16 protein-coding genes are annotated in these 26,382 nt (G+C 67.7%); 9 read left to right on the forward strand and 7 right to left on the reverse strand.

Features of this window, described 5'->3' with window-relative positions:
- Positions 1-52: 52 nt before the first annotated feature.
- On the forward strand, positions 53-1,120 hold the full coding sequence (locus ABNQ39_RS29310; protein WP_376965532.1) for a transporter substrate-binding domain-containing protein: 1,068 nt from the start codon (positions 53-55) through the stop codon (positions 1,118-1,120).
- 211 nt (positions 1,121-1,331) lie between these two features.
- Positions 1,332-3,047, forward strand: coding sequence for an MFS transporter (locus ABNQ39_RS29315; protein WP_376965534.1), 1,716 nt, complete (start codon positions 1,332-1,334; stop codon positions 3,045-3,047).
- A gap of 87 nt (positions 3,048-3,134) precedes the next feature.
- Here the strand turns inward: ABNQ39_RS29315 and ABNQ39_RS29320 are convergent, their stop codons facing one another.
- Entirely contained in the window at positions 3,135-4,319 is a 1,185-nt protein-coding gene (locus tag ABNQ39_RS29320; RefSeq protein ID WP_376965536.1) for a hypothetical protein, read from the reverse strand.
- A gap of 268 nt (positions 4,320-4,587) precedes the next feature.
- Between ABNQ39_RS29320 and ABNQ39_RS29325 the strand changes: the two genes are divergently transcribed.
- The 4 genes from ABNQ39_RS29325 (at position 4,588) to ABNQ39_RS29340 (ending at position 11,200) form a co-directional block, all read left to right on the forward strand.
- Positions 4,588-8,094, forward strand: coding sequence for a hybrid sensor histidine kinase/response regulator (locus ABNQ39_RS29325; RefSeq protein ID WP_376965538.1), 3,507 nt, complete (start codon positions 4,588-4,590; stop codon positions 8,092-8,094).
- Positions 8,095-8,373: 279 nt separating this feature from the next.
- Positions 8,374-9,213 carry an amino acid kinase family protein gene (locus ABNQ39_RS29330; RefSeq protein WP_109051710.1) on the forward strand — a complete coding sequence of 280 codons (840 nt, stop codon included), beginning with the start codon at positions 8,374-8,376 and terminating at the stop codon, positions 9,211-9,213.
- Positions 9,214-9,224: 11 nt separating this feature from the next.
- Positions 9,225-10,058, forward strand: a complete 834-nt coding sequence (locus tag ABNQ39_RS29335) for an amino acid kinase family protein (RefSeq protein ID WP_376965540.1) — start codon at positions 9,225-9,227, stop codon at positions 10,056-10,058.
- A gap of 332 nt (positions 10,059-10,390) precedes the next feature.
- Positions 10,391-11,200: a hypothetical protein gene (locus ABNQ39_RS29340; protein ID WP_376965542.1), complete on the forward strand. Its 810-nt coding sequence runs from the start codon at positions 10,391-10,393 to the stop codon at positions 11,198-11,200.
- A gap of 189 nt (positions 11,201-11,389) precedes the next feature.
- Here ABNQ39_RS29340 and ABNQ39_RS29345 read toward each other — a convergent pair whose 3' ends face one another.
- From ABNQ39_RS29345 to gltA, 3 genes are all read right to left on the reverse strand, one after another.
- Entirely contained in the window at positions 11,390-12,040 is a 651-nt protein-coding gene (locus tag ABNQ39_RS29345) for a response regulator (protein ID WP_098735207.1), read from the reverse strand.
- A 131-nt stretch (positions 12,041-12,171) separates the two neighbouring features.
- Positions 12,172-13,185 carry an NUDIX hydrolase gene (locus tag ABNQ39_RS29350; RefSeq protein ID WP_376965544.1) on the reverse strand — a complete coding sequence of 338 codons (1,014 nt, stop codon included), beginning with the start codon at positions 13,183-13,185 and terminating at the stop codon, positions 12,172-12,174.
- 46 nt (positions 13,186-13,231) lie between these two features.
- Positions 13,232-14,563, reverse strand: a complete 1,332-nt coding sequence (gene gltA / locus ABNQ39_RS29355; RefSeq protein ID WP_376965546.1) for a citrate synthase — start codon at positions 14,561-14,563, stop codon at positions 13,232-13,234.
- Between the two features lie 263 nt (positions 14,564-14,826).
- Between gltA and ABNQ39_RS29360 the strand changes: the two genes are divergently transcribed.
- Entirely contained in the window at positions 14,827-15,072 is a 246-nt protein-coding gene (locus ABNQ39_RS29360) for a hypothetical protein (RefSeq protein ID WP_376965548.1), read from the forward strand.
- 18 nt (positions 15,073-15,090) lie between these two features.
- On the opposite strand, the gene ABNQ39_RS29365 is transcribed toward ABNQ39_RS29360, so the two are convergent.
- From ABNQ39_RS29365 to ABNQ39_RS29375, 3 genes are all read right to left on the reverse strand, one after another.
- Positions 15,091-18,888: a response regulator gene (locus ABNQ39_RS29365; RefSeq protein WP_376965550.1), complete on the reverse strand. Its 3,798-nt coding sequence runs from the start codon at positions 18,886-18,888 to the stop codon at positions 15,091-15,093.
- Positions 18,885-20,300 carry a sigma-54-dependent transcriptional regulator gene (locus ABNQ39_RS29370; RefSeq protein WP_376965739.1) on the reverse strand — a complete coding sequence of 472 codons (1,416 nt, stop codon included), beginning with the start codon at positions 20,298-20,300 and terminating at the stop codon, positions 18,885-18,887. The genes ABNQ39_RS29365 and ABNQ39_RS29370 overlap by 4 nt, the downstream gene beginning before the upstream one ends.
- A 183-nt stretch (positions 20,301-20,483) precedes the next feature.
- A complete protein-coding gene (locus ABNQ39_RS29375; protein WP_098735201.1) occupies positions 20,484-21,254 on the reverse strand; it encodes an FCD domain-containing protein in 771 nt (256 codons plus the stop codon).
- A 477-nt stretch (positions 21,255-21,731) separates the two neighbouring features.
- On the opposite strand from ABNQ39_RS29375, the gene ABNQ39_RS29380 reads away from it, so the two are divergent.
- Both ABNQ39_RS29380 and ABNQ39_RS29385 read left to right on the forward strand, forming a co-directional pair.
- The gene (locus ABNQ39_RS29380; RefSeq protein WP_376965553.1) at positions 21,732-23,408 is read left to right on the forward strand and encodes an L-lactate permease; all 1,677 of its coding nucleotides are present in this window, start codon (positions 21,732-21,734) and stop codon (positions 23,406-23,408) included.
- Between the two features lie 79 nt (positions 23,409-23,487).
- Positions 23,488-26,349 carry an FAD-binding and (Fe-S)-binding domain-containing protein gene (locus ABNQ39_RS29385; protein ID WP_376965555.1) on the forward strand — a complete coding sequence of 954 codons (2,862 nt, stop codon included), beginning with the start codon at positions 23,488-23,490 and terminating at the stop codon, positions 26,347-26,349.
- Positions 26,350-26,382 lie beyond the last annotated feature (33 nt).

Here is a 26,382-nt window from a genome sequence, read left to right on the forward strand (position 1 = left end):
GTGGCCGCGCCGGCAGCGTATCATAGCGCGGCCGTCGGATAAGGGGAGAAGGATGGGGTCGAAGCCTGTTGCCGCCACAGTCGGCTTGCTGCTGGCGCTGCAACCGTTGCTGTCCGCCGGAACCGTCGCGGCACAGCCGGACGCCGCCGCACGCAACGGCGACCGCCCGGTCCTTGCCGAGATCGAACGGCGCGGGGTCGTGCGCTGCGGGGTGTCCTTCAATCCCGGCTTCGCCGCCAACGACGATGGCGGGCGGCCGGTCGGCTTCATGGTCGACCTGTGCCGGGCACTGGCCGCAACGGTTTTGGGCAAGGCCGATGCCATCGAAATCCGCCGTCTGTCCAAGCCGCAGGAGTTTGCCGCCGTCGCCGCCGGCGAGGTCGACGTCTCCTTCGCCCAGACCTCCTGGACGCTGACCCGCGACGCCACCTATGCCGTCGATTTCGGGCCGCCGATCTTCTACGACGTGCAGGGGATCGCCGCATGGCGGCTGCCCGACGGCCATTCGGCGCTGGACGGCGACCTCACGGTCTGCGTCCCGGCCGGAACCACCACCCAGGCCGAGCTGGAAACCCTGATCGGCGGCGGCAAGCGGCCCTGGAAGCTGCGCAGCTTCCCCGGCTGGCCCGACACGCTGGAAGCCTTTCTCAGCCGCGACTGCGCGGCGATCAGCGCCGACCGCGCGCTGCTCACCACGGCGCTGCACATGATGGAGACACCGCAGGACGCGGTGGAGATCGCCGACATTCCATCGTCCCTGGCCTCGCGCGAGCCGCTGGCTCCGCTGACGCCGAACAGCGACCGCAACTGGATGGCGGCGGTGCGCTGGACCATGTTCGCCCTGTTCCTGACCGACGATGCCGGCGTGTCCGGCGCCAACGCCAATTTCCAGCGCATCACCGGCACCAGCGAGATGCGCCGCCTGCTGTCCGGCATGCCGGAGGTGGCGGCGAAAGCGGGACTGCGGCCGGACTGGGCCTATCAGGCGGTGGTGCAGGTCGGCAATTACGGTGAGATCTTCGAACGCAATCTCGGGAACCGGTCGCCCTTCAAGCTCGACCGCGGCCTGAACCGGCCCTGGACTCAAGGGGGCCTGCTCTACGCTCCCGTGTTCCAGTAAGTCCGGTATCCGCTCAAAAGATTAGCGTAACCCATTACCGCACCCCCGATACCCCCGACCATGGTCGGGGGTGACGCGTACTGTTCGTGTACGCAACTATCAGTCACACAACCAAGGCGCGGGCTCGGTCATCAAATCACGTGACCGACAGGCACCGCACGCGAAAAAACCAACCAAAATTATAGATTATTCACTTGGGAGGGTGAAGACCATGGCCTATGCGGCTTCGACATCGGACGCCGTCCGACCGATGACGGGCGAGGAGAAGAAAGTCATCTTCGCATCCTCGCTCGGGACCGTCTTCGAATGGTATGACTTCTATCTTTACGGATCGCTCAGCGCGGTCATCGCCGCGCAGTTCTTCTCCGGCGTCAACCCGACCGCCGGCTTCATCTTCGCATTGATGGCATTCGCCGCCGGCTTCGCGGTCCGCCCCTTCGGCGCCCTGGTCTTCGGCCGTCTCGGCGACATGATCGGCCGCAAATACACCTTCCTCGTCACCATCCTGATCATGGGCCTGTCGACCTTCATCGTCGGCATCCTGCCCAACTACGCCTCCATCGGCATCGCCGCCCCGATCATCCTGATCGGCCTGCGCCTGTTGCAGGGGCTGGCGCTGGGCGGCGAGTATGGCGGTGCCGCGACCTATGTCGCCGAACATGCCCCTCACGGCCGCCGCGGCAACTACACCTCCTGGATCCAGACCACCGCGACGCTCGGCCTGTTCCTGTCGCTCCTGGTCATCCTGGGCTGCCGCGTCGCCATGTCGCCGGAGGACTTCAACGCCTGGGGCTGGCGCATCCCGTTCCTGATCTCCATCGCTCTGCTCGGCATCTCGGTGTGGATCCGGCTGATGCTGAACGAATCGCCCGCCTTCAAGAAGATGAAGGAGGAAGGCAAGCATTCGAAGGCGCCGCTGACCGAATCCTTCGGCGAGTGGAAGAACCTGAAGATCGTCCTGCTCGCCCTGTTCGGCCTCGTCGCCGGCCAGGCGGTGGTCTGGTACACCGGCCAGTTCTATGCACTGTTCTTCCTGACGCAGACGCTGAAGGTCGATGCACAGGCGGCCAACCTGATGATCGCGGCGGCCCTGCTGATCGGCACTCCCTTCTTCGTGATCTTCGGCACGCTGGCCGACCGGATCGGCCGCAAGCCGATCATCATGGCCGGGCTGCTGCTGGCCTGCCTGACCTACTTCCCGCTGTTCAAGGGCATCACCCACTACGCCAACCCGGCGCTCGAGGAGGCCATCGCCACCGCGCCGGTCGTCGTCCTCGCCGATCCCAACGAGTGCTCATTCCAGTTCAATCCGGTCGGCACCAGCCAGTTCACCAGCTCCTGCGACATCGCCAAGAGCGCCCTGGTGAAGCGCGGCATCCCCTACACCAACGAAGTGGCGCCCGCCGGCACCGTGGCGTCGATCAAGGTCGGCAGCACGGTCATCCCGAGCTACACGGCTGTGCCGCAGGCCAACACCACCGTGTCGCTGAGCCACGGTCCGGCCACCGCCGCCACCCCGACCGACGCAAAAGCAGCCGGCGCCGCCTTCGACAAGGGGTTGGGCGATGCGCTGAAGACCGCCAACTACCCGGCCAAGGCCGATCCGGCCCGCATCGACACGGTGATGGTCATCGCCCTGCTGACGGTGCTGGTCCTCTACGTGACGATGGTCTACGGCCCGATCGCCGCGATGCTGGTGGAGATGTTTCCGACCCGCATCCGCTACACCTCGATGTCGCTGCCCTACCACATCGGCAACGGCTGGTTCGGCGGCTTCCTGCCGACCACCTCCTTCGCCATCGTGGCGGCCACCGGCGACATCTATTCCGGCCTCTGGTACCCGATCATCATCGCCGCGGCGACCCTGGTGATCGGCCTGCTGTTCGTCCGCGAAACCAAGGACGTGGACATATACCAGCACGACTGACCGTCGTCGCATGAACGCCTGACAAAGAAAACGGGCGGAGGGGATGACCCTCCGCCCGTTTGCCGTTCAGCCTCCACCCGTTCGCCGTCAGGCGATGGTCAGCGTCGCGTGGCGCTGGGCCGCATCGTCCACGGCGAAGGCGGCGCCAGTGGCGGGGGCGAGCGGTGCGGCGACGCGACCCTCCTCATAGCCCTCGGCGACATAGTGGGCGGTCGCCGCCTGCAGGTCGCTGCCGAAGGCTGCCTGCAGATCCGGGTAGCGCGCCAGATAGGCCTGCGCGTCGAAGCCCAGGCTCCGCCCCTCGGTCCGGCCGATGGTGGCGTAATGCAGCGCCGCCGCGGTCGGGTCGTTGCCGAAGGCCTGGATCAGGTCGGGATTGGCGGCCAGATAGGACTCCGCATCGAAATCGAACCGGCGATTCTCGTTGCGGCCGGTCTCGATGTAATGGCGGGTGGCGTCGGCTGTGTTGGTGCCGAAGGCCGCGGCCAGATCGGGGTTGTCGGCCAGATAGCCGGCGGCATTGAAGGTCAGCGACCGCCCTTCGCTCCAGCCGAAGGAGCGGTAATGGTCGAAGGCGGCCTCGCTGTCCATCCCATAGGCGGCGGCAAGGTCCGGATTGGCGGCGAGATAGGACAGGCCGTCGAATACCGGGGCCGAGGCGCCGGCCACCGTCTGGTCGGTGTACTGGATGAACTCGACATTGGTCAGCCGGTCATAGCCATTGGCGTCGATCACATAGATCTCGCCATTGTATTTGACGGCGCCGCTGTCGGCCAGCGAGGCGTGGCGGGCGACCGTGTCGTTGCTGCCGTCGCCACCGTCGATGACATTGACGCCGCTGCCGCCATCCAGCAGGTCGTCGCCCATGCCACCCTTGATGGTGTCGTCGCCGGCATAGCCGCGCAGCGTGTCGTTGAGGTCCGACCCGGACAGGCTGTCATTGCCTCCCAGCAGGGCGGCGCGGATCGCCTCCGGGCTGGTGCCGGTGCCAGCCCAGTTCAGAGCCGTCGCCACCGGCAGGTTCAGATCCGACACCGCCACGTCGAGAACGCCGTTGCTCGCGTTGGTGACGCTGGTGATGGTGCCCCCGGTTAGGGCCTTGGTGAGGGGATCGTAGGTGAAATTGCCGCGCAAATCGGTGAACCGGTTGCCGGGATAGGTGATGACGAGCTGGTCGGGCGTGGCACCGGTGATCGTGCCGCCCTGGATGTTCGTCACATCAAGCGCGTCGGTGTTGAGGCTGGACTGGGAACCGGCGCTGACCGAAACCATTCGGACTCTCCTTCACCTTTTCGTGTTCGACCAAAGGCTTTGCAGCCTTGCAGGAAGAACACCAAAGGATGGGAAGTGTCCCGACGGGACCGGCCGTGCGGTAGGACGGCTCCCTTTGCTCCCCATACAACCGGGCGCATCCCTTTGCGCTCTGCCGAAAGTGGAAACCGCGTGTGGATGCGGATCGCAGGCGCGGCGACAATGGCTGGTTTGTGATAGGCTGCTGTCCGCAGGGAGCGAAAATCAAGAATTGGAGGCGCAAAGCCCCATGGAAAGCTGGTTCATCCTGGCCGCATCGCTGGCCTATCTGCTGTCGCTGTTCGCCATCGCATGGTACGGCGACCGGACCGGCCCCCATGGCAGCGAGCGGCGCACGCCCTGGCTCTACGCGCTGAGTTTCGGCGTCTACTGCACCTCCTGGACCTTCTACGGCGCGGTCGGCCGGGCGGCGACCGGCGGTTTCTACTTCCTGCCCATCTATATCGGGCCGATCCTGATGATCGGGCTGGGCTGGCCGGTACTGGCCCGCATCGTCCGGGTGGCGAAGTCGGAGAACGTCGTCTCGATCTCCGACTTCCTGTCGGCACGCTACGGCAAGAGCCGCAGCCTGGCGGCACTCGTCACCGTCGCCGCAGTGATCGGGCTGCTGCCCTACATCGCCCTGCAATTGAAGGCGATCAGCGTCAGCTTCGAAATCCTGGCCGGGGCGTCGCTGGGCACCGATCTCAGCCAGATGCCGGGCGGGACGGCGCTGATGGCGGCGCTGCTGATGGCGGCCTTCGCCATCCTGTTCGGCGTGCGCAGCGTGTCGGCCAACGAGCATCACCGCGGCCTGATGATGGCCATCGCCGCGGAGTCGGTGGTGAAGCTGGCCGCGGCGCTGGGCGTGGGCGGAGCCATCGCCTTGTCCGTCTTCGGCGACCCGGCGACCTTCTTCGACGCCGCCGTCCGCCATCCGGGCTTTCTGGAACTGATCCGGATGGACAGCATCGGTACCGACTGGTGGGTGGCCTGCCTGCTGTCGGGGCTGGCGATCCTGTGCCTGCCGCGCCAGTTCCACGTCGCCGTGGTGGAGAACACCCATGGCGGCGACGTGCGGTCGTCGGCGAAGCTGTTCCCGGCCTATCTGGTCGCCATCAACATCTTCGTCCTGCCGGTGGCGCTGGCCGGGCTGATGCTGTTTCCGGACGGCACTACGAATGCCGACACCTTCATGGTGTCGATCCCCTTGAGCCAGGGCTGGCCGTGGCTGGCGCTGGCCGCCTTCATCGGCGGTCTGTCGGCCGCCACCAGCATGATCCTGGTGGAGATGGTGGCGCTCAGCACCATGATCTGCAACGACGTCGCCGTCCCGCTGCTGATGGCGCTGCGCCCGGACGACCGGCGGCTGCGCGACGATCCGGCAGGGATCCTGCTGCTGGTGCGGCGGTCGGCGGTGATCGTGCTGGTGCTGCTGTCCTATGGCTGCTACCGGCTGATCGGCCCGGCCTTTCCGCTGGCGACCATCGGCATGATGAGCTTCACCGCGGTGGCGCAGTTCGCCCCGGCCCTGCTGGGCGGGCTGATCTGGAGCCGCGCCAGCCGGAGCGGCGCCTTCGCCGGCATCTGCGCCGGCTTCGTCGGCTGGGCCTACACCATGCTGCTGCCGTCCTTCGCCGATGCCGGATGGCTGGCCTCCAGCGCCCTGCGCGAGGGGCCCTTCGGCCTGACCGGCCTCAGCCCGGTGGCGCTGGCCGGCATCGCCGGCATCGACCCGCTGACCAACGCCGCCCTGTGGAGCCTGGGGCCGAACCTCCTGCTGTTCGTCGTGGTCTCGCTGCTGACCCGCCCGTCGACGCTGGAGCGCCAGCAGGCCGCCCGCTTCATGAGCCTGCGCCGCGCCTCCGACGGCGAGCCGCACGGACCGCGCGGCGCCACGCTGGCCGACCTGCACGATCTGGCCCTGCGCTATGTCGGACAGTCGCGCGCCGATGCCGCCTTCCGCCGCTTCACCGGCGTGGCCGATGGCGATCTGCGCACCGCGCTGCTGATGCGCACCGACGGCGAGGCGATCCAGCTGACCGAGCGTCTGCTCGCCGGCGCCGTCGGGTCGGCGTCGGCCCGCGTCGTGGTGGCCGGATTGCTGTCCGACCGCCGGCTGTCGCGCACCGACGCGCGGTCGATCATCGACGAAGCCTCGCGCGCCATCCTGAAGCAGCACGAGCTGCTCCGCGCCACCGTGGAGAATGTGCCCCAGGGCATCGCCGTGTTCGACGAGGACTGGCGCGTCGCCACCTGGAACAACCAGTTCGTCGTCCTGCTGGAACTGCCGGACGGCTTCGTCCAGGTCGGCACCTCGTTGCAGGACATCGTCGGGCTGATCGCCCGGCGCGGCGAATATGGCCGCAACGGTGAGATCGAGACCCTGCTGGAACGCCGGTCCGATCCACGCCGCCGCAACAAGCCCGACGTCTATGAGCGGGTGCGGCCCGACGGCACGGTGCTGGAGATCGCCACCAACCCGATGCCGGGTCAAAGGCCCGGTGGCGGCGGCGGCTTCGTCGCCGTCTACACCGACGTCACCGAACGCCACCGCGCCGCCGCCGCCCTGCGCGAGGCCAACGAAACGCTGGAACGCCGCATCGAGGAGCGAACCCACGCCCTGTCGGAGGCGAAGGCGGAGGCTGAGCGCGCCAACCGCGGCAAGACCCGCTTCCTGGCCGCCGCCAGCCACGACCTGCTGCAACCGCTGCACGCCGCCCGGCTGTTCCTGTCGGCTCTGGGCGAACGCAACGGCGACAGCGCCATCCGCCAGATCGACACCTCGCTGCGGTCGGTCGAAACGATCCTGGGCGATCTGCTGGACGTGTCGAAAATCGACAGCGGCGTGGTGAAGCCGAACCCAGTGCCGATGCGGATCGAGGAACTGCTGAAGCCACTGGGCGAGGAGTTCACCGTGCTGGCCAGTCGCCACGGGCTGGGGCTGCGGGTGGTCGACTGCTCCGCCATCGTCCGCAGCGACCCGACGCTGCTGCGGCGCATCCTGCAGAACTATCTCGCCAACGCGGTGCGCTACACCCGCACCGGCCGCATCCTGCTGGGTTGCCGGCGTCGCGGGAACTTCCTGTCCATCGAGGTGTGGGACACCGGCCCCGGCATCCCCGAACACAAGGTGCCGGAAATCTTCATGGAGTTCCGCCAGCTCGACAACGACGGCGACGATCGGGGCGACCGCGGCAAGGGGCTTGGACTTGGCCTCGCCATCGTCGAGCGTCTGGCCGGCATCCTCGGCCACACGGTGCAGGTGCGCTCCAAGGTCGGGCGGGGCAGCGCCTTCTCCGTGCTGGTGCCGCTGACCGACGAGCCGGTCGCCGCTCGTGCCGTCGTGGTCCGCCCGCGCGGCCGCGATCTGCGCGGCGTGCTGGTCCTTTGCCTGGAGAACGAGCCGGCCATCGCCCGCGCCACCGAGGATCTGCTGTCCAGCTGGTCCTGCCGCGTCGTCACCGCCGTCGCCCCCGACCTTGCGTTGGAGAAGCTAGAAGGACGGACGCCCGACGTGATCCTGACCGACTACCACCTCGACCGCAGCCTGACCGGCGTGGAGGCTTTGCGGACCCTGCGCGCCTCGCTGGGCAGCGACATCCCCGCCGCCGTGGTCACCGCCGACCGCGACGCCGCCGTGCGCGAGGACATCGAGGCGGCCGGCTGCCGGCTGCTGTACAAGCCGGTGCGTCCGGGCGCGCTGCGGGCATTGCTGGGCCAGCTGCTCGCCGAAAGGCAGCGGATGGCCGGTTAGCCACGCTGAAATTAAACCGTACAGAAATTGAGATTATTGACGGTTGAGACGCGGAGCCATACGGTTCCGGGGCATCGACCGTCACGGCCAGCCTTGGAGCTTCCGGTCAACGGACTCCACGATCCGAACAGGCCCCGTCAGGCAGGATGCGAATACTGGGGAGGCGCTCTGCGGCTTCGTCCGGAACCGTCGGGAGGACTCGGTTCCACAAAAGGACGCAGCGGCGGCGCCGACGACAGGTATTGACGTGCAATGACGGAACGAAAGGATTGCCCTTCCATGGTGAATCCCACGGCGGCAAATTCCACGACACATTCGACTGCGGAACTTGAGGCGCTGCTGATGCAGCGTCCGCTGACCGATGCCGAGCTTCAGGCGACGGCGGAAGCGGCGGCGGATTTCCGCATCCTCCCCGATGCCACGGTGATCAAGATTGGGGGACAGAGCGTCATCGACCGCGGCCGGGCGGCGGTCTACCCGCTGGTGGACGAGATCGCGGCGGCGCGCAAGGCCCACAAGCTGCTGATCGGCACCGGCGCCGGCACCCGCGCCCGGCACCTCTACTCCATCGCCGCCGGCCTCGGCCTGCCGGCGGGCGTGCTGTCGCAGCTCGGCGCCTCGGTCGCCGACCAGAATGCCGCCATGCTGGGGCAGCTCCTCGCCAAGCACGGCGTCTCCGCGGTGGACGGCGCCGGCCTGTCGGCGGTTCCGCTCTATCTGGCGGAGGTGCATGCCGTGGTCTTCAGCGGCATGCCGCCCTACACGCTGTGGATGCGTCCTCCGGCCAACGGGGTGATCCCGCCCTACCGCACCGACGCCGGTTGCTTCCTGGTCGCCGAACAGTTCGGCTGCAAGCGGATGATCTATGTGAAGGACGAGAACGGGCTCTACACCGCCAACCCGAAGACGTCCAAGGATGCGACCTTCATTCCCAAGATTTCGGTCGACGAGATGAAGGCGAAGGGACTTCAGGACTCGATCCTGGAATTCCCGGTGCTCGACCTGCTGAAGGCCGCGCGCCATGTCCGCGAGGTGCAGATCGTCAATGGTCTGGTCCCCGGCAACCTGACCCGCGCACTCGCCGGCGAGCATGTCGGCACCATCATCACCGCGAGCTGAGGAGCCGGGACATGTCCGAGACCATCAACACCATCAAGCATGTGGCCTCGCCGCTCGCGCGGCAGACCCTTCTCAACGACGATCTGACCCGTCCGGTCGCCGGCGGCCGGCCGATCGCGCTGCTGCCCTGGCTGCATGTGGTGAAGATCGGCGGCCGGTCGATCATAGACCGCGGCCGCGACGCGATCCTGCCGGTCGTCGAGGAAATCCGCCGCATCCTGCCGGAACACCGCCTGCTGATCCTGACGGGGGCCGGTATCCGCGCCCGCCATCTCTACAGCGTCGGGCTCGATCTGGGCCTGCCGGTCGGCTCGCTGGCGCCGCTGGCGGCGAGCGAGGCCGGACAGAACGGCCATATCCTGGCCTCGCTGCTGGCACCGGACGGCGTCTCCTATGTGGAGCATCCGACCATCGCCAGCCAGTTGGCCGTCCATCTGTCGGCCGCCCGCGCGGTGGTGGGCAGCGCCTTCCCGCCCTATCACCATCACGAATTCCCGACCTCGCGCATTCCGTCCCACCGGGCCGACACCGGGGCCTTCCTGCTGGCCGACGCGCTGGGGGCCGCCAGCCTGACCATCGTCGAGGATGTGGACGGTATCCACAGCAACGATCCCAACGGTGCGGACGGTGCCGTGGCCCGTCTGCTGCCGGAAATCACGGCTGCCGATCTGGCCGCCCATGACGGTCCCCTGCCGGTGGACCGGGCTTTCGTCGAGGTGCTGGCGAATGCCCGTCACATCACCCGCGTCCAGCTGGTGAACGGCCTGGTTCCGGGACGGCTGACCGCCGCACTGCGCGGCGAGCATGTCGGCACCATGATCCACACCGGCGCCCGCCGGGGTTGACGGCCGGGGATTGAAGTCAGGGCAGCGGGCGTACCGGCGGCGATCCGGTGCGCCCGCCTCTACTCCGCCGGTGGCGGCGATACGGCGGACAGCACCAATTGGCTCGCCAACGCAGTGGCCTGGGTGTGGGTCAACACGCCCAGGCTGCCGGCTGCTTTACAAACCGGTTCGTCCGGGCGCGCTGCGGGCATTGTTGGGGCAGTTGCTGGCGGATGGGCAGCGGGTAACGGGGTAAAAACGCATAGATTTTCTCCCCAGGGTTGGATTTTCCCAACCTTGGTGATAGAATATTATCAAGGAGCACCCAGCCACCGTTCTGAAACGGGGATGTTATGACGATCACGGCAACCAGTTCTGGATCGGCACTGATCGGAGAGCTCCGCGACCAGTTCAAGAGCGGATTCGCAGCGGCGAGGAAGGCATTCCAGGAAACCGGTCACATCGTGGGCGTGTCCCAGAGCTTCACCTCGGCCGACGGCAACGTAACGATCAGCCTGAGCGGCCGCAAGCTGAACGACGGCCGCGAGGTTCTCGAGTCGCGCTACAGCATCGACGGTACAGAGGGAGCCACACTCGGCAAAACCCTGACTGGCGGCATCGATGACCTGACCGGGCTGCCCTACTCGCCCGACACGGAATATGGGGGCCGGGGAGGCAGCGGCTCCAACGTGATCGGCAGCCTCGACGACATCGATGCTTTTGAAAAGAATGTTGTCGACGGTGCGTTGGAAAGCCAAGACGAAGTCGATTCCCACCTCACCAGTTGGGTCATCAACGGAAAAATCTTTTCCTCGCGTGAGGAATTTCGTGCCTACAACCGTGTCGAGGCTGTCGGACGCAAGGCCGCGGACACGCTCATGAGCAAGCTGACGTTCAAGAGCCTCAATGATGAATCGGAATTCTACGCAAAGCTGAACAAGGGGATTTCAAAGCTGCTGCACGACGGCAATCCAGACGATCTGTTCGATGCTCTGAAAGATGTGCCAACCGACCAGCTGGCTAAAGCCGCGAAGGCGCTGACTGGCAGCGATCCCTCGAACAAACGCATAGCCAAGACACTCAACGATTACATCGACGCGCGCAAAGCGCATGATGCCTCCAAGGGCACCACACCGATGCAGAGCCTGAATCTGCTCGTGTAACGAACAAGCAGGCGCCGTCGGTCACAAACTGGCCCCATTGTCCTGCTGGCCGACCGTCACCGATACTCGGCTGGCCGGAAGAATGCCGATATCCAAGACGGCCAGCCACCTGCACGCCCGTAACCGCGCAGCCTCCTCATCCACGCCCTGCAGGACCGACCGCCAACCATGGGCAGCAAGGCCGCACGCTCACTCCACCGGCGGCGGCGGTACGGCGGACAGTGCCAATTGGCTCGCAAGCACGGCGGCCTGGGTGCGGGTCAGCACGCCCAGCTTGCGCAGAATCGTGGTGACGTGCGCCTTCACCGTCGTTTCGGCGACGTTCATCTCATAGGCGATCTGTTTGTTCAGCTTGCCTTCGGCGATGCCGGCCAGGACGCGGAGCTGCTGGGGCGTCAGGGTGGCGGCGCGCTGGGCCGGGTCGGGGGCTTCGGTTTCGGGTCCGCCGTTGATCTCCGGCAGCCACAGTTCGCCGTCTAGCACGGCGTGGATCGCTTCGACGATCTGGGTGTTCGGCGCCGATTTGGGCACGAAGCCAGAGGCGCCATAATCGATGGAGCGTTGGATCGTCACCGGATCCTCCGATGCCGAGACCACGATCACCGGGATCGCCGGGTGTTCGGACCGCAGCATCATCAGGCCGATCAGGCCGCTCATGCCGGGCATGTGCAGGTCCAGCAGGATGATGTCCGGCGGCTCCCCAGTGTCCAGCAGCGGCTTGATCTGGTCGAACCGCGACGCTTCCAGAATCACGGCGCCGGCAATCGCCTGACCGATGGTCTGGGTCAAGGCGGTACGCATCAGCGGGTGGTCGTCGGCAATCAGGATGCGGTGCGACATTGATTTTCCGAGAATGGAATTTCCGGACAAGGATAGTCCGGGTTTAAAACGGTTCCACCAGTATCCCCTTGCAGCCGACCGTTGACAACTGCGCCCAATGCCGCGCGTCGACGTTTCCGATGGATTTCCCTTCATCCGTCCGCGGACGGAATGGCACCGGCGCTGGTGCGTTCGTGGATGGCCTGACGGCGGAAGCGGTACAGCTCGGCCGGCCGGCCTCCGGTCTGGCTTTCATACTGGCCGGTGGGCTCGACGAAGCCGCCGGTGATCATCAGGCGGCGGAAATTCTGCTTGTGGACCCGTTCGCCCGACAGCGCCTCCACCACCAGCTGGAGCTGATGCAGGGTGAAGGTCGGCGGCAGCAGTTCGAACACGATGGGGCGGTAGCGCAGCTTGCCGCGCAGCCGCTCCAGCGCGGTTGCCAGGATGCGCCGGCCGTCGCGCGCCATCGGCCGGCCGAGCGCGCGCGGCATCGGCCCGCCGGCCGACACCGACGGGTCGATCCGGGCGGTAAGGTCGCGGTCGCGGAAGGACTCCACCACCAGCCCGGCCTCGTAGAGCAGTTCGAACCGCTCCAGCACGCGTTCCATGTCCCAGTCGGCGCCGTCCAGGCCGAAGGCCATCTGGGCGCGCTCGGCCCGGCGCAGCCGGGTCTCCTCGTCGGGCGCCGAAGCGATCCAGCCGCCAAGCGCCGGGGCGATGACAGCATCCAGCAGCGGCGGGCGCTGATCGCGCCAGTCCTCCCACGGGAAATGGTCGTAAAGATCGCGCCATTCGGCCGAGCCGCCGCCGCCCAGGGGGCCATCCCGGACCAGCGCCAGATAACCGACCACGACCGAGCGCGGACCGCCGAACAGCTCATGCGGGTCGCGGTAACGGTCGCCGAAGGTGTAGAGCTGCTCGACATAGCGGAGCGCCAGGCCCGACAACCCCTCCGCCACCGCGCGAACGCCGTCCTGCAGGGTGCGGAAACGGTCGGGCTCGAAGGGCGCGCCGGGCAGCGCGTCGCGATGCGGCAACGGCTCGTCACCGCGCCGGTGGTTGTCCGGCACGGTGAAGCCGCTGCGCACCGTCACGACGCGCGGCGTCCCGCCGGTCACCGCCACGATGGCGACCGACAGGCCCAGTTGGAGAGATTGGGTCACGGTGCGCCCCTCTCCTTTCGAAGAGGGGGCGTCCGGCGGTGTGGGATCAACGCTTGTCCAACGGGACGAAGGAACGGGCGGCGTGGCCGGTGAAAAGCTGGCGGGGGCGGCCGATCTTCTGGGCCGGATCCTCGATCATCTCCTTCCACTGGCTGATCCAGCCGACGGTGCGGGCCAGCGCGAACAGCACGGTGAACATGCTGGTCGGGAAGCCCATCGCCTTCAGGATGATGCCCGAGTAGAAATCGACGTTCGGATAGAGCTTCTTCTCGATGAAATACTCGTCCGACAGGGCGATCCTCTCCAGCTCCATCGCGATGGCCAGATGCGGCTCGTCCTGGATGCCCAGCCGGTCGAGAACCTGATAACAGGTCTCGCGCATGATCTTGGCGCGCGGATCGTAGTTCTTGTAGACCCGGTGGCCGAAGCCCATCAGGCGGAAGCTGTCGTTCTTGTCCTTGGCGCGGCGGACGAACTCGGGGATACGCTCCACCGAGCCGATCTCATCCAGCATCTTCAGCACGGCCTCGTTCGCACCGCCATGGGCCGGACCCCACAGGGCCGCGATGCCCGACGCGATGCAGGCGAACGGGTTGGCGTGCGACGAGCCGGCCAGACGGACGGTGGAGGTCGAGGCATTCTGCTCGTGGTCGGCATGCAGGATGAAGATCTTGTCCATCGCTTCCGACAGGACCGGATCGACCTTCCATTCCTCGCACGGCGTGCCGAACGTCATGTAGAGGAAGTTCTCCGCGTAGGACAGGTCGTTGCGCGGATACATGAAGGGCTCGCCGACCGTGTATTTGTGGGCCATGGCGGCCATGGTCGGCATCTTGGCGATCAGGCGGTGCGCCGCGATCTTGCGCTGCACCGGATCGAAGATGTCGGTGGAGTCGTGATAGAAGGCCGACAGGGCGCCGACGACGCCACACATGATCGCCATCGGGTGGGCGTCGCGGCGGAAGCCGCTGTAGAACTTGGCCAGCTGCTCGTGCACCATCGTGTGGTAGGTGATGGTGCGCTCGAAATCGGCCTTCTGCTGCGGGTTGGGCAGTTCGCCGTTCAGCAGCAGATGGCAGACCTCAAGGAAATCGCAATTCTCGGCAAGGTCGGCGATGGCATAGCCGCGGTGCAGCAGGATGCCCTCGTCGCCATCGATGTAGGTGATGGCCGAATCGCAGGCGGCGGTGGAGGTGAAGCCGGGGTCGTACGTGAAATAGCCGGTTTCGGCGTAGAGCTTGCGAATGTCGATCACGTTGGGACCGGTGGACCCGCCGAGCAGCGGCAGCTTCAAAGTCTTGCCGGTGGCGTCGTCGGTCAGCGTGACGGTGCCGACCTGGGTCACATCGCCATGCGGCGTGTGCTTGCTCGATTCCATGACCTTTTCACACTCCTTGCTGGCCGGCTGGGCGGCGGCTCGCGGCCTCCGCTGCCGGACCTTGGTGGTTGGCCCGACTTTGGCACGCATTGGGTCTGCGCGCTTCGGCACCTGCGGGGCGCCGCGCCGTCTTCTCCCGGTCCCCTTGGACGGAGACGTCTTCCTTCAACCCTCCGAAGGATAGGCCGGATGCGGAACACGCACCCATCCTGGTCGTTGACTCCTCCGGAAGATTGCAGAGGCAGAAGATAGCAGAGGACATCATGACCGACACGCCTCAAACGCGCACCCCCTCCGAAGGAATGCCCCAGCCGAAGAAATCCGGGGTGAAATCCGGGGCGGACACCCATGACCAGACCCCGGCCGGCGAGCGCTCCCCGCGCGAGGACATGACGAAAACGCCGGGCGACGGCACGTTGCAGGATGCCACCCCGGCCGGATTGTCGTCGAAGGAACTGCGGGAGCGGGCGGAGGACACCGACGGCTCGACCCAGCCCGGCACCGGCTGACTCGAGGGCCGGAGGACGTCAGGCCACCGGCGGTGAAACGCCGGTGCGCTCGCGCAGGGTCCGCTCCAGCCGTGTGGCCTCGCGCAACAGGACCGGCAGGAGCCTGGCCGCCTGATCCCTGTCGCCGTTGCGGCAGAGAACCTCCATCCGCCAGGCGATGTGCATGACCGCCATGCCGCCGAAGCTGCCGGCGAGACTGGACAGGTCGTGCGCCTCCTGGGCCAGTGCGCGCAGGTCGACGGTGCCGGCCGGCATGGCGTTCGCCATGGCGGACAGCCGTTCCAGCCGGTGCGAGACATCCTCAAGGAAACTGTCAACGATCAGCGCCAAGCTGTCGGCGCCCACCGTCTCCACCAGATCGTCCAGCACCGCCTCGTCCAGCACCTCGCCGTCCTCGCCGCTGCCGTCATCGATTTCGGGGGCGCTGCCCTTACCGTTTCCACCACCCGACTCCGCCGCAGCGGCCGGCGGTTCCACCGTGCCGATCCAGCGATCCAGCGCGGACAGCAACCCGGCGCGGCTGATCGGCTTGGTCAGATAATCGCTCATCCCCGCACGCAGGCACAGCTCGCGCGTGCCGGGCATGGCATCGGCGGTCAGGGCGATGATGGGCAGGCAGGCCAGCGCACCGCCGCGCGCGCGGATCGCCTGGGCAGCCTCCAGCCCGTCCATTCCCGGCATCTGGACATCCATCAGCACCAGATCGATGCCGCCGCGGCAGGCCGCCGCCACCGCCTGCTCGCCATCCTCCGCCACCTCCACCGTGTAGCCCAGCCGGCGCAGCAGGGTGGTGGCGAACAGCTGGTTGGTGCGGTTGTCCTCCGCCAGCAGGATGCGGCCGCGGCGGGGCACCTCCTCCACCTTCGCTTCGGCCGATGGAGCGGCAGACGTGGCGGGGGCCGCAGCGGCGAACAGCCCGGTCAGGCAGGCGGCTAGCGAACTCTGGCGCAGCGGACGGTTCAGGGTCGCATGGGCCAAGCCGGGCGCCGGTCCGCTTTCGCTGCGCACCGCCGGCCCCAGCGTGACGATCAGCACGCGCCGCGTCCCGATCAGCGCCGGGTCGCCGGCAACCGTCGCCAGCAGTGCTTCGCCGCCCATGCCGGGCATGGTCTGGTCGGCCAGCACCACGTCGAAGGGACGGCCCCCGGCCGCCCCGCGCCGCAACGCCTCCAGCGCGTCGGACCCGTTCTCCACGCAGGCCGGCCGGGCACCCAGGCTGTCGAGCATCGAGGCCAGGACCCGGCGGTTCACCGCCAGATCGTCCACCACCAGCACGCTGCGCCCGGCCAGCGGCTGTTCGGCCGGCGGCAGAGCCTCTTCCGACAGGGCCAGCGGCAGGTCGACCAGGAAACGGCTGCCGATGCCCAGGCTGCTTTCCACCGCGATGCTGCCGCCCATCAGTTCCGACAACTGGCGGCAGATCGCCAGCCCAAGGCCGGTTCCGCCGAACTTGCGGGTGATCGAGCCGTCCACCTGCTGGAACTTGTTGAACAGGGTCGGCATCGCCTCGGCGGGGATGCCGATGCCGGTATCCGTCACGGTGATGCGCAGCACCAGATGGGCGTCGGTGGCGTCCAGCACTTCCAGCTCCACCGCGACGGAGCCCCGGTCGGTGAACTTCACCGCGTTGCCGACCAGATTGACCAGAATCTGCCGGATGCGCGTCGGATCGCCCAACAGGGTGCGGCGCAGCAGCGGATCGATGTAGAAGCCGATCTCGATCCCCTTCTCGTGCGCGCGGGGCGTCAGCAGTTCCACCACCCCTTCCACCAGATCGGCGGCGTCGAAGGGCAGCGTTTCGATGGTGACGCGGCCGGCCTCCAGCTTGGAGATGTCGAGGATGTCGTTGATGATGGTCAGCAGCGCATTGGACGAGCTGCGGATGGCCTGGGCGAACTGGCGCTGCTCGTCGGTAAGCGGGGTGTCGAACAGCAGCTCCGTCATGCCCTGGATGCCGTTCATCGGTGTGCGGATCTCGTGGCTCATCGCCGCCAGGAATTCCGACTTCGCCTGGGTCGCCGCCTCGGCACGGGCGCGCAGAGTGTCGGCCTCCTCGCGGGCGGCGTCGAGCCCTTCGGCCAGCGCGCACATGTCGGCGGCCTGACGCTGCAACTCCGCCTCGAAGCGCTTGCGTTCGGTGATGTCGGTGCGGGTGCAGACCAGCGAACCGTTGCTGGTCCGGTTCTCCGCCACCACGATCCAGCGGCCGTCGGGCAGTTCCCGCTCGAACGGCGCACCGGGATTGCGGTGCTGGGCCAGTTCGGCCTGGATCCAGGCTTCGTCGCTCGGCCCGTCCGGATTGCCGGCGAACTCGCCGTTCGCCACGGCGGCGCGCAGAATATCTTCGAACGGGCGGCCGGGGACCATCAGCGGCGCCGTCAGCGGATGGGCTTCGCGATAGCGCTCGTTGCACAGGATCAGCCGGTCGTCGGCATCGAAATAGGCCAGCCCCTCCGGCACCGCCTCGATCGCATCGTCCAGCGTCTGCTTGGCGAGCCTCAGCTCCTCTTCCGTCAGTTTCTCGCGCGTGATGTCGGTGTGGGCGCCGACCATGCGCACGACGCGGCCCTCGGCGTCGCGGATGTGGGTGGCGCGGCTGAGGATGTAGACGGTGTGGCCCTGCTTGTGGCGGAAGCGCTGGACCGCCTCGAATTTCGGGATCAGCCCGGCATTGTAGGCGCGGACCATCTCCAGCGCGGCGATCCGGTCCTCCTCGAAGATCAGCCCGGCCCACATGTCCAGGCTATTCTCCAGTTCGCCGTCGCGGTAGCCGAGCTGCTCCTTCCAGGTGGGGGAGAACCAGATCCCGCCGCCTTCCAGATTCCAGTCCCAGATGCCGTCCCGCGTCGCCTGGACGGTCAGATCGAGAAGCTCGCGGTTCGACCGCAGCTCCGCCTCCTCCCGCTTGGCGTCGGTGATGTCCTGGACCACGCCGAGCAGGCCGACCGGCCGGCCGTCGTCGCCGCATTCGGCCATGCCGCGGACGAAGACATGGCGCAGCGCCCCGTCGGGCCGGATGACGCGGGCCTCGATTGAAAACCCCTCGCCGGTCTTCCGTGCCCGCTCGACCAGAGCGGCCAGCGGCTTGCGGTCGTCGGGGTGGTAGCAGGCGCGCGACAGCTCGACAGTCGGCTGTTGCTGCTGCGGCGGCAGGCCCAGGATGCGATAGACCTCGTCGGACCAGCGGCGGGCATCGGTGACGAAATCGATGTACCAGTGGCCGAACTGGCCGATCTCCTCGGCGAGGTTCAGCAGGCGCGAGCGGTCGCGCAGCTCCGCTTCCGCCCGCTCGCGCCGGGCAACCTCGCGGCGCAGCGTCATCTCGTCCACCACCAGCCGGGCGAGCTGGGCCAGCGTCTCCGCCTCGCGGGCATCGAAGCCGTCACGCGGCCTGTCGTCGATGACGCACAGCGTCCCCAGCGTCCGCCCGTCCGCCACCAGCGGCGCACCGGCATAGAAGCGGATGTGGGGGTCGCCGGTGACCAGCGGATTGCCGGCGAACCGCCGGTCCTCGGTCGCGTCGGGAACCACCAGCACGCCGTCGTCCAGAATGGCATGGGCGCAGAAGGCGAAGTCGCGGTGGGTTTCCGTCGCCTCCAGCCCGGCGCGGCTCTTGAACCACTGGCGGTCGCGGTCGATCAGCGACACCAGCGCGATGCGGGTCCGGAAGAAATGCTGGGCCAGCCGGGTGATGTTGTCGAACCCCGGCTCGGGCGGCGTATCGAGGATGCAGTAGGAGTGCAGAACCGCCAGCCGGCCGCTCTCATCGGGCGGCAGGGCCGCCGGCACCGGCCCTTCGACCGGATCCGCACTCACGCAGCCGTCTCCCCGGCGCTGCGGCCGTCGGCGATACGCCACTGCTGGAGCTTGCGGTAGATGGTGGAGGGGCTGATTTCCAGCATCAGGGCGGCGCGTGGCACATCGTCGCCGGTCAGCCGCAGCGCCTTCTGGATCATCTCCTTCTCGACCTGCCACAATGGCTGCACGGCATCGTCCCCCTCCGGCAGGTCGGCGGACGGCGAACCGGAGGCGGCGCAGGAAGCCGCATCCGGGCCGCTCATCGGCGGCAGCATGTCCAGGGTGACCTGCGGCCCGTCGTTCAGGACCACGACGTTGCGGACGACGTTCTGCAATTGCCGCACATTGCCCGGCCAGTCATGGGCGCGCAGCCTCGCCTCCACCTCCGGCGTGAAGGCCGCCAGCGCCTTTCCCTCCTCCCGCGCATAGTCGAACAGGAAGGTGCGGGCGATCTCGATCACGTCGTCGCCGCGGTCGCGCAGCGGCGGCAGGGCCAGCGGGATGACGTGCAGACGGTAGTAGAGATCCTCCCGGAAACGGGCGGCCTGCACCTCCGCCAGCGGATCGCGGTTGGTGGCGGCGACGAAGCGCACATCCACCCGCTCCTCCCGGCCGCTGCCGACGGGGTTGACCGTGCCGGTCTGGACGAAGCGCAGGAGCTTGCTCTGCAAGTCGAACGGCATCTCGCAGATCTCGTCCAGGAACAGCGTGCCGCCGTCGGCCAGCAGCGCCGCACCCGGCCGGTCGCCGGACGCACCGGTGAAGGCGCCCTTCACATGGCCGAAGATCTCCGATTCCAGCAGGTCCTTGGGGATCGCGGCACAGTTCAGCGCGACGAAGGCGCCGTCGCGCCTGGGGCTGGCGCGGTGGATGGCCTGGGCCGCCACCTCCTTGCCGGTCCCGCTTTCGCCGGTGATGAAGACGTTGGCCCGGCTGGCCGCCACGCTCTCGATCGTCCGGTAAACCGCCTGCATCTCGGGCGAGCTGCCGATGAAGCCATGGAAGCGCCCGCGGTCCAGATCCTTGCGGTATCCCTCCACCATGCGGGCCAGGGTCCGCCGTTCCAGCGCGTTGCGCAGGGTCAGATTGAGGCGGTCGGCGTTGAAGGGCTTCACGATGAAATCGAAGGCGCCGAGCTTCATCGCCTCCACCGCCAGATCGATGGAGCCATGGGCGGTGATGATGACCACCGACACGCTTGCGTCACGGGCATGCAGCGCCTGCAACACCTCCAGCCCGTCCATGTCCGGCAGCTTCAGGTCGAGGATCACCGCGTCGGGCGGGGAGGCCGCCGCCGCGTCCAACGCTTCGCCCCCGCGGGTGCAATGCACGACCTCGTGCGCGTCGGCGCGCAGGAACTCGATGTAGAGCTTGGCGAGCGGGACCGTATCCTCAATCAGCAGGATCCGGCGCTTCTTGGAAGTGGACAAGGAAGACAAGGGCGGCACTCGGGCAGAGTGGATAAGGCAAGTCCAGTCAGGCAGACGGCGACACTGAGCAATGCCACAGTGTAACCCGGCCAAAGGCTTGCCGCCAGTCAGGGCAATCCCACAGACATAGGACCTTCGCCATGACGCCCCGCCGGGCGGAGATCCGGAGCGGTCCGGGTCCTCTCACACACCGCTGTCGATCAGGTCGGTCCGGCCGATCCGCCGCAGCGAGACCTGGACGCGGGCGTTGTGCTCGCGGATCTCGCGCAGGGTCTGCAAGGTGAACTCCACATGGCCCTCGGCCGCCGCACTCGCAGCATCCGCGTCGCCGTCCAGCACCGCATTGGCGATGGCCAGATGCTGTTGCAGCAGCAGTTCGCGCACGCCCGGCCGGGAATAGAGGTCGGTGCGGTTGTAGAACACGTCGTTGCGCAGCAGGTCGGACAACGTCCGCATGATGTGCAGCATAACGACGTTGTGCGCTGCCTCGTAGATCGCCAGATGCAGGTCGGCGTCCGAATCCGCCTCTTCCGAACTGTCGTCCTTGCCGTGGGCGGCCTGCATCCGGGCGACGATGGTGCGGATGCCGTCGCGGTCGAGGTCGGTCGCCCGCTGGGCCGCGAGCCCGGCCGCAGCCGCTTCGATGGAACGGCGGAACTCCAGATAGTCGAAGGACGCGTCCGGCTTGTTGCGCATCAGCGTCATCAGCGGATCGGCGATCTGCGACAGGAAGCTGGCGACATGAGTGCCGCCGCGCCCGCTGACCAGCAGGCCGCGCTCCTCCAGCTTGGCGATGGCGTCGCGCAGCGACGGGCGCGACACGTCCAGCTTCACCGCCAGTTCGCGCTCGGCCAGCAGCTTCTCCCCCGGACGCAGCGCACCTTCCAGAATCAGCCGTTCCAGATGCTCGGCAATGGCGTCGGCCAGCTTGGCCGGTTTGATCGTCCCCTGCATTGGGTGGGCGGCCTCTCCCTGTGCGTCGCGATCCTCTTCAATAGCGATGGACGGAACAGGCGTCCAGAGCGGCGGCGGCCGGCAAGGCCGCACCCCCCTACCAAAGTTGGTCGGCTGACAAACGATTCAGCCATTGCACAGTCTGGTAAAATATTTTATCCAACGCTCACCGTATGGATAAGAGATGTCCATCGCCGCCGGACTGGCAAGGGGTCTTCCCCAAACCGGCCGGGGCGGAAAGTGCATCCATAACGTACCGGGACAGGACGGACCAGCACCCGCAAGGGCGCATCCGCACCGCGAGCATCGGGGCCGCAAGACCCCGGCGGCGGTGAACGCCTCCGCTTTGCCGACATCCGGCCTTCCTCCCGCGCCGTCCTCCAGGCGCGGGCAGGCCGGATGCGTGCAAAATCGGCCCTCCTTCTCCCGGGACACCGTTCGGACCGACATCACTCCCCGAGAAGGAGCCCCCTGACGATGAGCTGGTCGCAAGTCTACGACCCGATGAACAACATCTGGCTGTCGACGCTGTTCGCGTCGCTGCCGGTCCTGGTGATGCTGGGCGGTCTCGGCATCTTCCATATGAAGGCTCACCGCGCCGCCCTGCTGGGTCTGGCGACGGCGCTGGCGGTGGCCGTCGCCGTGTTCGGCATGCCGGTGGCGATGGCGGGAAAGACCGCGCTGCTGGGTGCGGCTTACGGTCTGCTGCCGATCGGCTGGATCGTCGTCAACATCATCTTCCTCTATCACCTGACCGAGCAGCGCGGGCAGTTCAAGATCCTGCAGGAAAGCATCACCGGCATCACCAACGACCGCCGGCTCCAGCTCCTGCTGATCGCCTTCTGCTTCGGTGCCTTCTTCGAAGGAGCGGCCGGTTTCGGCACGCCGGTCGCCGTCACCGGCGCCATGCTGATCGGGCTGGGCTTCACCCCGCTGGCCGCCTCGGGCCTGTCGCTGATCGCCAACACCGCCCCGGTCGCCTATGGCGCGCTCGGCACGCCGGTGCTGGCGCTGGCGGCGGTCACCGGCCTGCCGCTGCTGGACCTGTCGGCGATGATCGGCCGGCAGTTGCCCTTCTTCTCGGTGCTGGTGCCGTTCTGGCTGATCGTCGCCTTCGCTGGCTGGCGCGGCATGATCCAGATCTGGCCGGCCATCCTGGTCGCCGGCGTGTCCTTCGCAGTGCCGCAGTTCCTGGTGTCGAACTATCACGGACCCTGGCTGGTCGACGTCGCCGCCGCCATCGTCTCGCTGGTCTCGGTCACCCTGTTCCTGAAGGTCTGGCACCCGAAGGCGATCTGGCACACCGCGGGCGGGGCGTCCGCCATGACGCAGTCCGCCGGTGCCGCCGTGGTCCAGGGCGAGGCCCGCCGCGACCATGGCTACAGCGCCGCGGAAGTCCGCCGCGCCTGGATGCCCTGGGCGATCCTCAGCGTGCTGGTCTTCCTGTGGGGCATCCCCGAGGTCAAGGCCTTCCTCGACGGCGTGTCGATCTTCAAATTCCCGATCGATGGCCTGCACAACATGGTGATGCGCGTTCCCCCGGTGGTTGCCAAGGCCCATCCGGAGGCGGCCGTCTACACCCTGAACTGGCTGTCGGCCACCGGCACCGGCATCTTCATCGCCGCCGTCATCTCCGGCTTCCTGATGGGCTATTCGCCGGTCGAGATGGTGAAGACCTATGGTCGCACCCTTTACGCCATCCGCAACTCGCTGCTGACCATCTCGGCGATGCTGGCGCTCGGCTACACCACCCGCTACTCGGGCCTCGACACCACGCTGGGCCTCGCCTTCGCCAACTCAGGCTTCCTCTACCCGTTCTTCGGCACCTTCCTGGGCTGGCTCGGCGTGGCGCTGACCGGGTCGGACACGGCGTCCAACGTGCTGTTCGGCAGCCTGCAGAAGGTGTCGTCGGAACAGCTCGGCCTGCCGCCGACGCTGATGGCCGCCGCCAACAGCTCGGGCGGCGTGATGGGCAAGATGATCGACGCCCAGAGCATCGTCGTCGCCGCCGTCGCCACCAAGTGGCATGGACATGAGGGCAAGATCCTGCGCTTCGTCATCTGGCACTCTCTGGCGCTGACCGCGCTGGTCGGCCTGCTGGTGATGGCGCAGGCCTATCTCTGGCCCTTCACCGCCATGGTCATCGGCCGCTAAGCGGCCTGTGGTGATCGGCCGCTCAGCAGCCGATCCCTACACCTCCACGTCCTCCTCCCCCAAGCAGGAGCCGCCGCCAATGCTGCCCGCCCCTTACGACCGTGTGCTGGCCGAGCTTCAGTCCGTCATCCCGCAGGCGAGGCTGGTCACCGACCCGCTGCGCACGCTGGCCTACGGCACCGACGCCAGCTTCTATCGGCTGATCCCGAAGATCGTGGCGCTGGTGGAAACGGAGGAGGAGGTGGTGCGGCTGCTGCGCATCACCCGCGGGCACGGCGTGCCGGTGACCTTCCGCGCCGCCGGCACCAGCCTGTCGGGCCAAGCGGTCAGCGACAGCGTGCTGGTGGTGCTGGGGGACGGCTGGCGGGGCTGCACCATCGGCCCGGCCGCGGCCACCGTCACCCTGCAACCCGGTGTGATCGGGGCGGAAGCCAACCGCCGCCTCGCCCCGCTGGGCCGCAAGATCGGCCCCGATCCGGCCTCCATCGCCACGGCGAAGATCGGCGGCATCGCCGCCAACAACGCCAGCGGCATGTGCTGCGGCACCGCGCAGAACAGTTACCGCACGCTGGAGTCGATGCGGCTGGTGCTGGCCGACGGCACGGTGCTGGACAGCGCCGACCCGGCCAGCCGCAGCCGCTTCCGCGACAGCCATGGCCCGTTGCTCGACCGGCTGGCGGCGCTGGGTTCCCGCACCCGCGCCGACGAGGCGCTGGCGACCCGAATCCGCGACAAGTTCCGCATCAAGAACACCACCGGCTACAGCCTGAACGCCTTGGTGGATTACGAGGATCCGGTCGACATCATCCAGCACCTGATGATCGGGTCGGAAGGCACGCTGGGATTCATCTCCACCATCACGCTGCGCACCGTGCCGGAGCATCCGCACAAGGCCAGCGCGCTCCTGTTCTTCCCCGACATCGCCGAGGCCTGCCGCGCGGTGGCCCTGCTGAAGGCCGCCCCGGTCGATGCCGCCGAGCTAATGGACCGCGCCTCGCTCCGCTCCATCCAGGACAAGCCGGGCATGCCGCCGCAGATCCGCGGCTTCGGTCCCGAGGTGGCGGCCGTGCTGGTGGAAACCCGCGCCGAAAACGCCGCGGCGCTGGACTCCAACGTGGCGGAGATCGCCGCGGTGCTGGCCGGCTGCGTCACCATCGGCGATACGGGCTTCACCACCGACACCAAGGCCTGCGAAGGCTTCTGGAAGATCCGCAAGGGCCTGTTCCCGGCGGTCGGCGCCATCCGCCAGACCGGTACCACCGTCATCATCGAGGACGTCGCCTTCCCGCTGCCCCGGCTGGCCGACGCGACGCGCGAATTGCAGGCGCTGTTCGAGCGACACGGCTACCGCGAAGCGATCATCTTCGGCCACGCGCTGGAAGGGAACCTGCACTTCGTCTTCACCCAGGCCTTCGACACCCAGGCGGAGATCGACCGCTACCGCCGCTTCATGGACGATGTCGCGGAGCTGGTGGTCACCCGCTACGACGGCTCGCTGAAGGCGGAGCACGGCACCGGCCGCAACATGGCCCCCTTCGTCGAGATGGAGTGGGGTCCGCAGGCCTACGGGCTGATGAAGGAGATCAAGGATCTCTTCGACCCCGACGGGCTGCTGAATCCGGGCGTCATCCTGAACGGCGACCCGCAGGCCCACCTGAAGAATCTGAAACCGCTGCCGCCGGCCGACCCGCTGGTCGACACCTGCATCGAGTGCGGGTTCTGCGAGCCGACTTGCCCGTCGCACCGCTTCACCCTGTCGCCGCGCCAGCGCATCGTCGGCCGGCGCGAACTGGCGCGGCTGGAAGCCACCGGTGACGATGCCGGGCGCCTGGCCGAGATCGCCGCCGCCTACGACTACCAAGGCATCGACACCTGCGCCGCCTGCGGCCTGTGCGCCACCGCCTGTCCGGTGGGGATCGAGACCGGGCTGCTGATCAAATCCATGCGCGGCGAGCGGCGCGGCGCCGTGGCCCGCAAGGCTGGGGCTCTGGTCGCCGACCATATGGAAGGGACGCTGGGCCTTGCCCGCACCGGCCTGCGTCTGGCCGATTTCGCCCGCCGCACGGTCGGACATGGCGTCGCCGAAGCCGCGGCGCGCGTGCTGACCGGCGGCGCCCTGCCCTCGCTGCCGCGCAGCCTGCCGACCGCCGCGACCTTCTCGCCGAAGGCTGAGACCGTCGTCACCGACGACGATGTGCCGACGGTGGTCTACGCCCCCAGCTGCGTCAGCCGCACCATGGGTCCGGCCGCCGGCGATCCGCAGCAGCGCCCGCTGCCCGAGGTCGTCGAATCGGTGATGCGCAAGGCCGGCTTCCGCATCCTCTATCCGGAAGCGGCGGACGGCCAATGCTGCGGCATGCCGCTGGAAAGCAAGGGGCTGATCGAGGCCGCGGACGCGAAGGCCGACGCCATGCTGGCCGCCCTGTCGAAGGCAAGCCGGGGCGGCCGGTATCCCGTGGTGATGGACACCAGCCCCTGCGCCCTGCGGCTGAAGAAGCGGTTGACCGACGCGGGGCTGCGCATCCTCGACGTGGCGGAGTTCCTCGGCGAGTTCGCCCTGCCCCGCCTGGACATCGCGAAGACGGCGGAGCCGGTGATGCTGCACCTGACCTGCTCCACCCGACGGATGGGTCTGGACGGCGCGCTGACCGCGGTGGCAAAGGCCTGCGCCGAGACGGTGGTGGTGCCGCCCGACGTCGGCTGCTGCGGCTTCGCCGGCGACAAGGGCTTCACCACGCCGGAACTGAACGCCCATGCGCTCCGCCACCTGCCGGCCACGGTGCCGGAGGGCTGCGCGTCGGGCTACTCCACCAGCCGCACCTGCGAGATCGGCCTGTCCGACAAGGCGGGCGTTCCCTACCGGTCCATCGTCTATCTGGTCGACGCCTGTGCGACGGCGAAGGTGGAGGAGAGGGCACGGGTGGCCGAACCGGCCTTCTGAACGACGCCCGCCGACAAGATTATTCCTGAGGAA

The organism is Azospirillum sp. A26, assembly GCF_042604635.1.
Taxonomy (GTDB): domain Bacteria; phylum Pseudomonadota; class Alphaproteobacteria; order Azospirillales; family Azospirillaceae; genus Azospirillum; species Azospirillum palustre.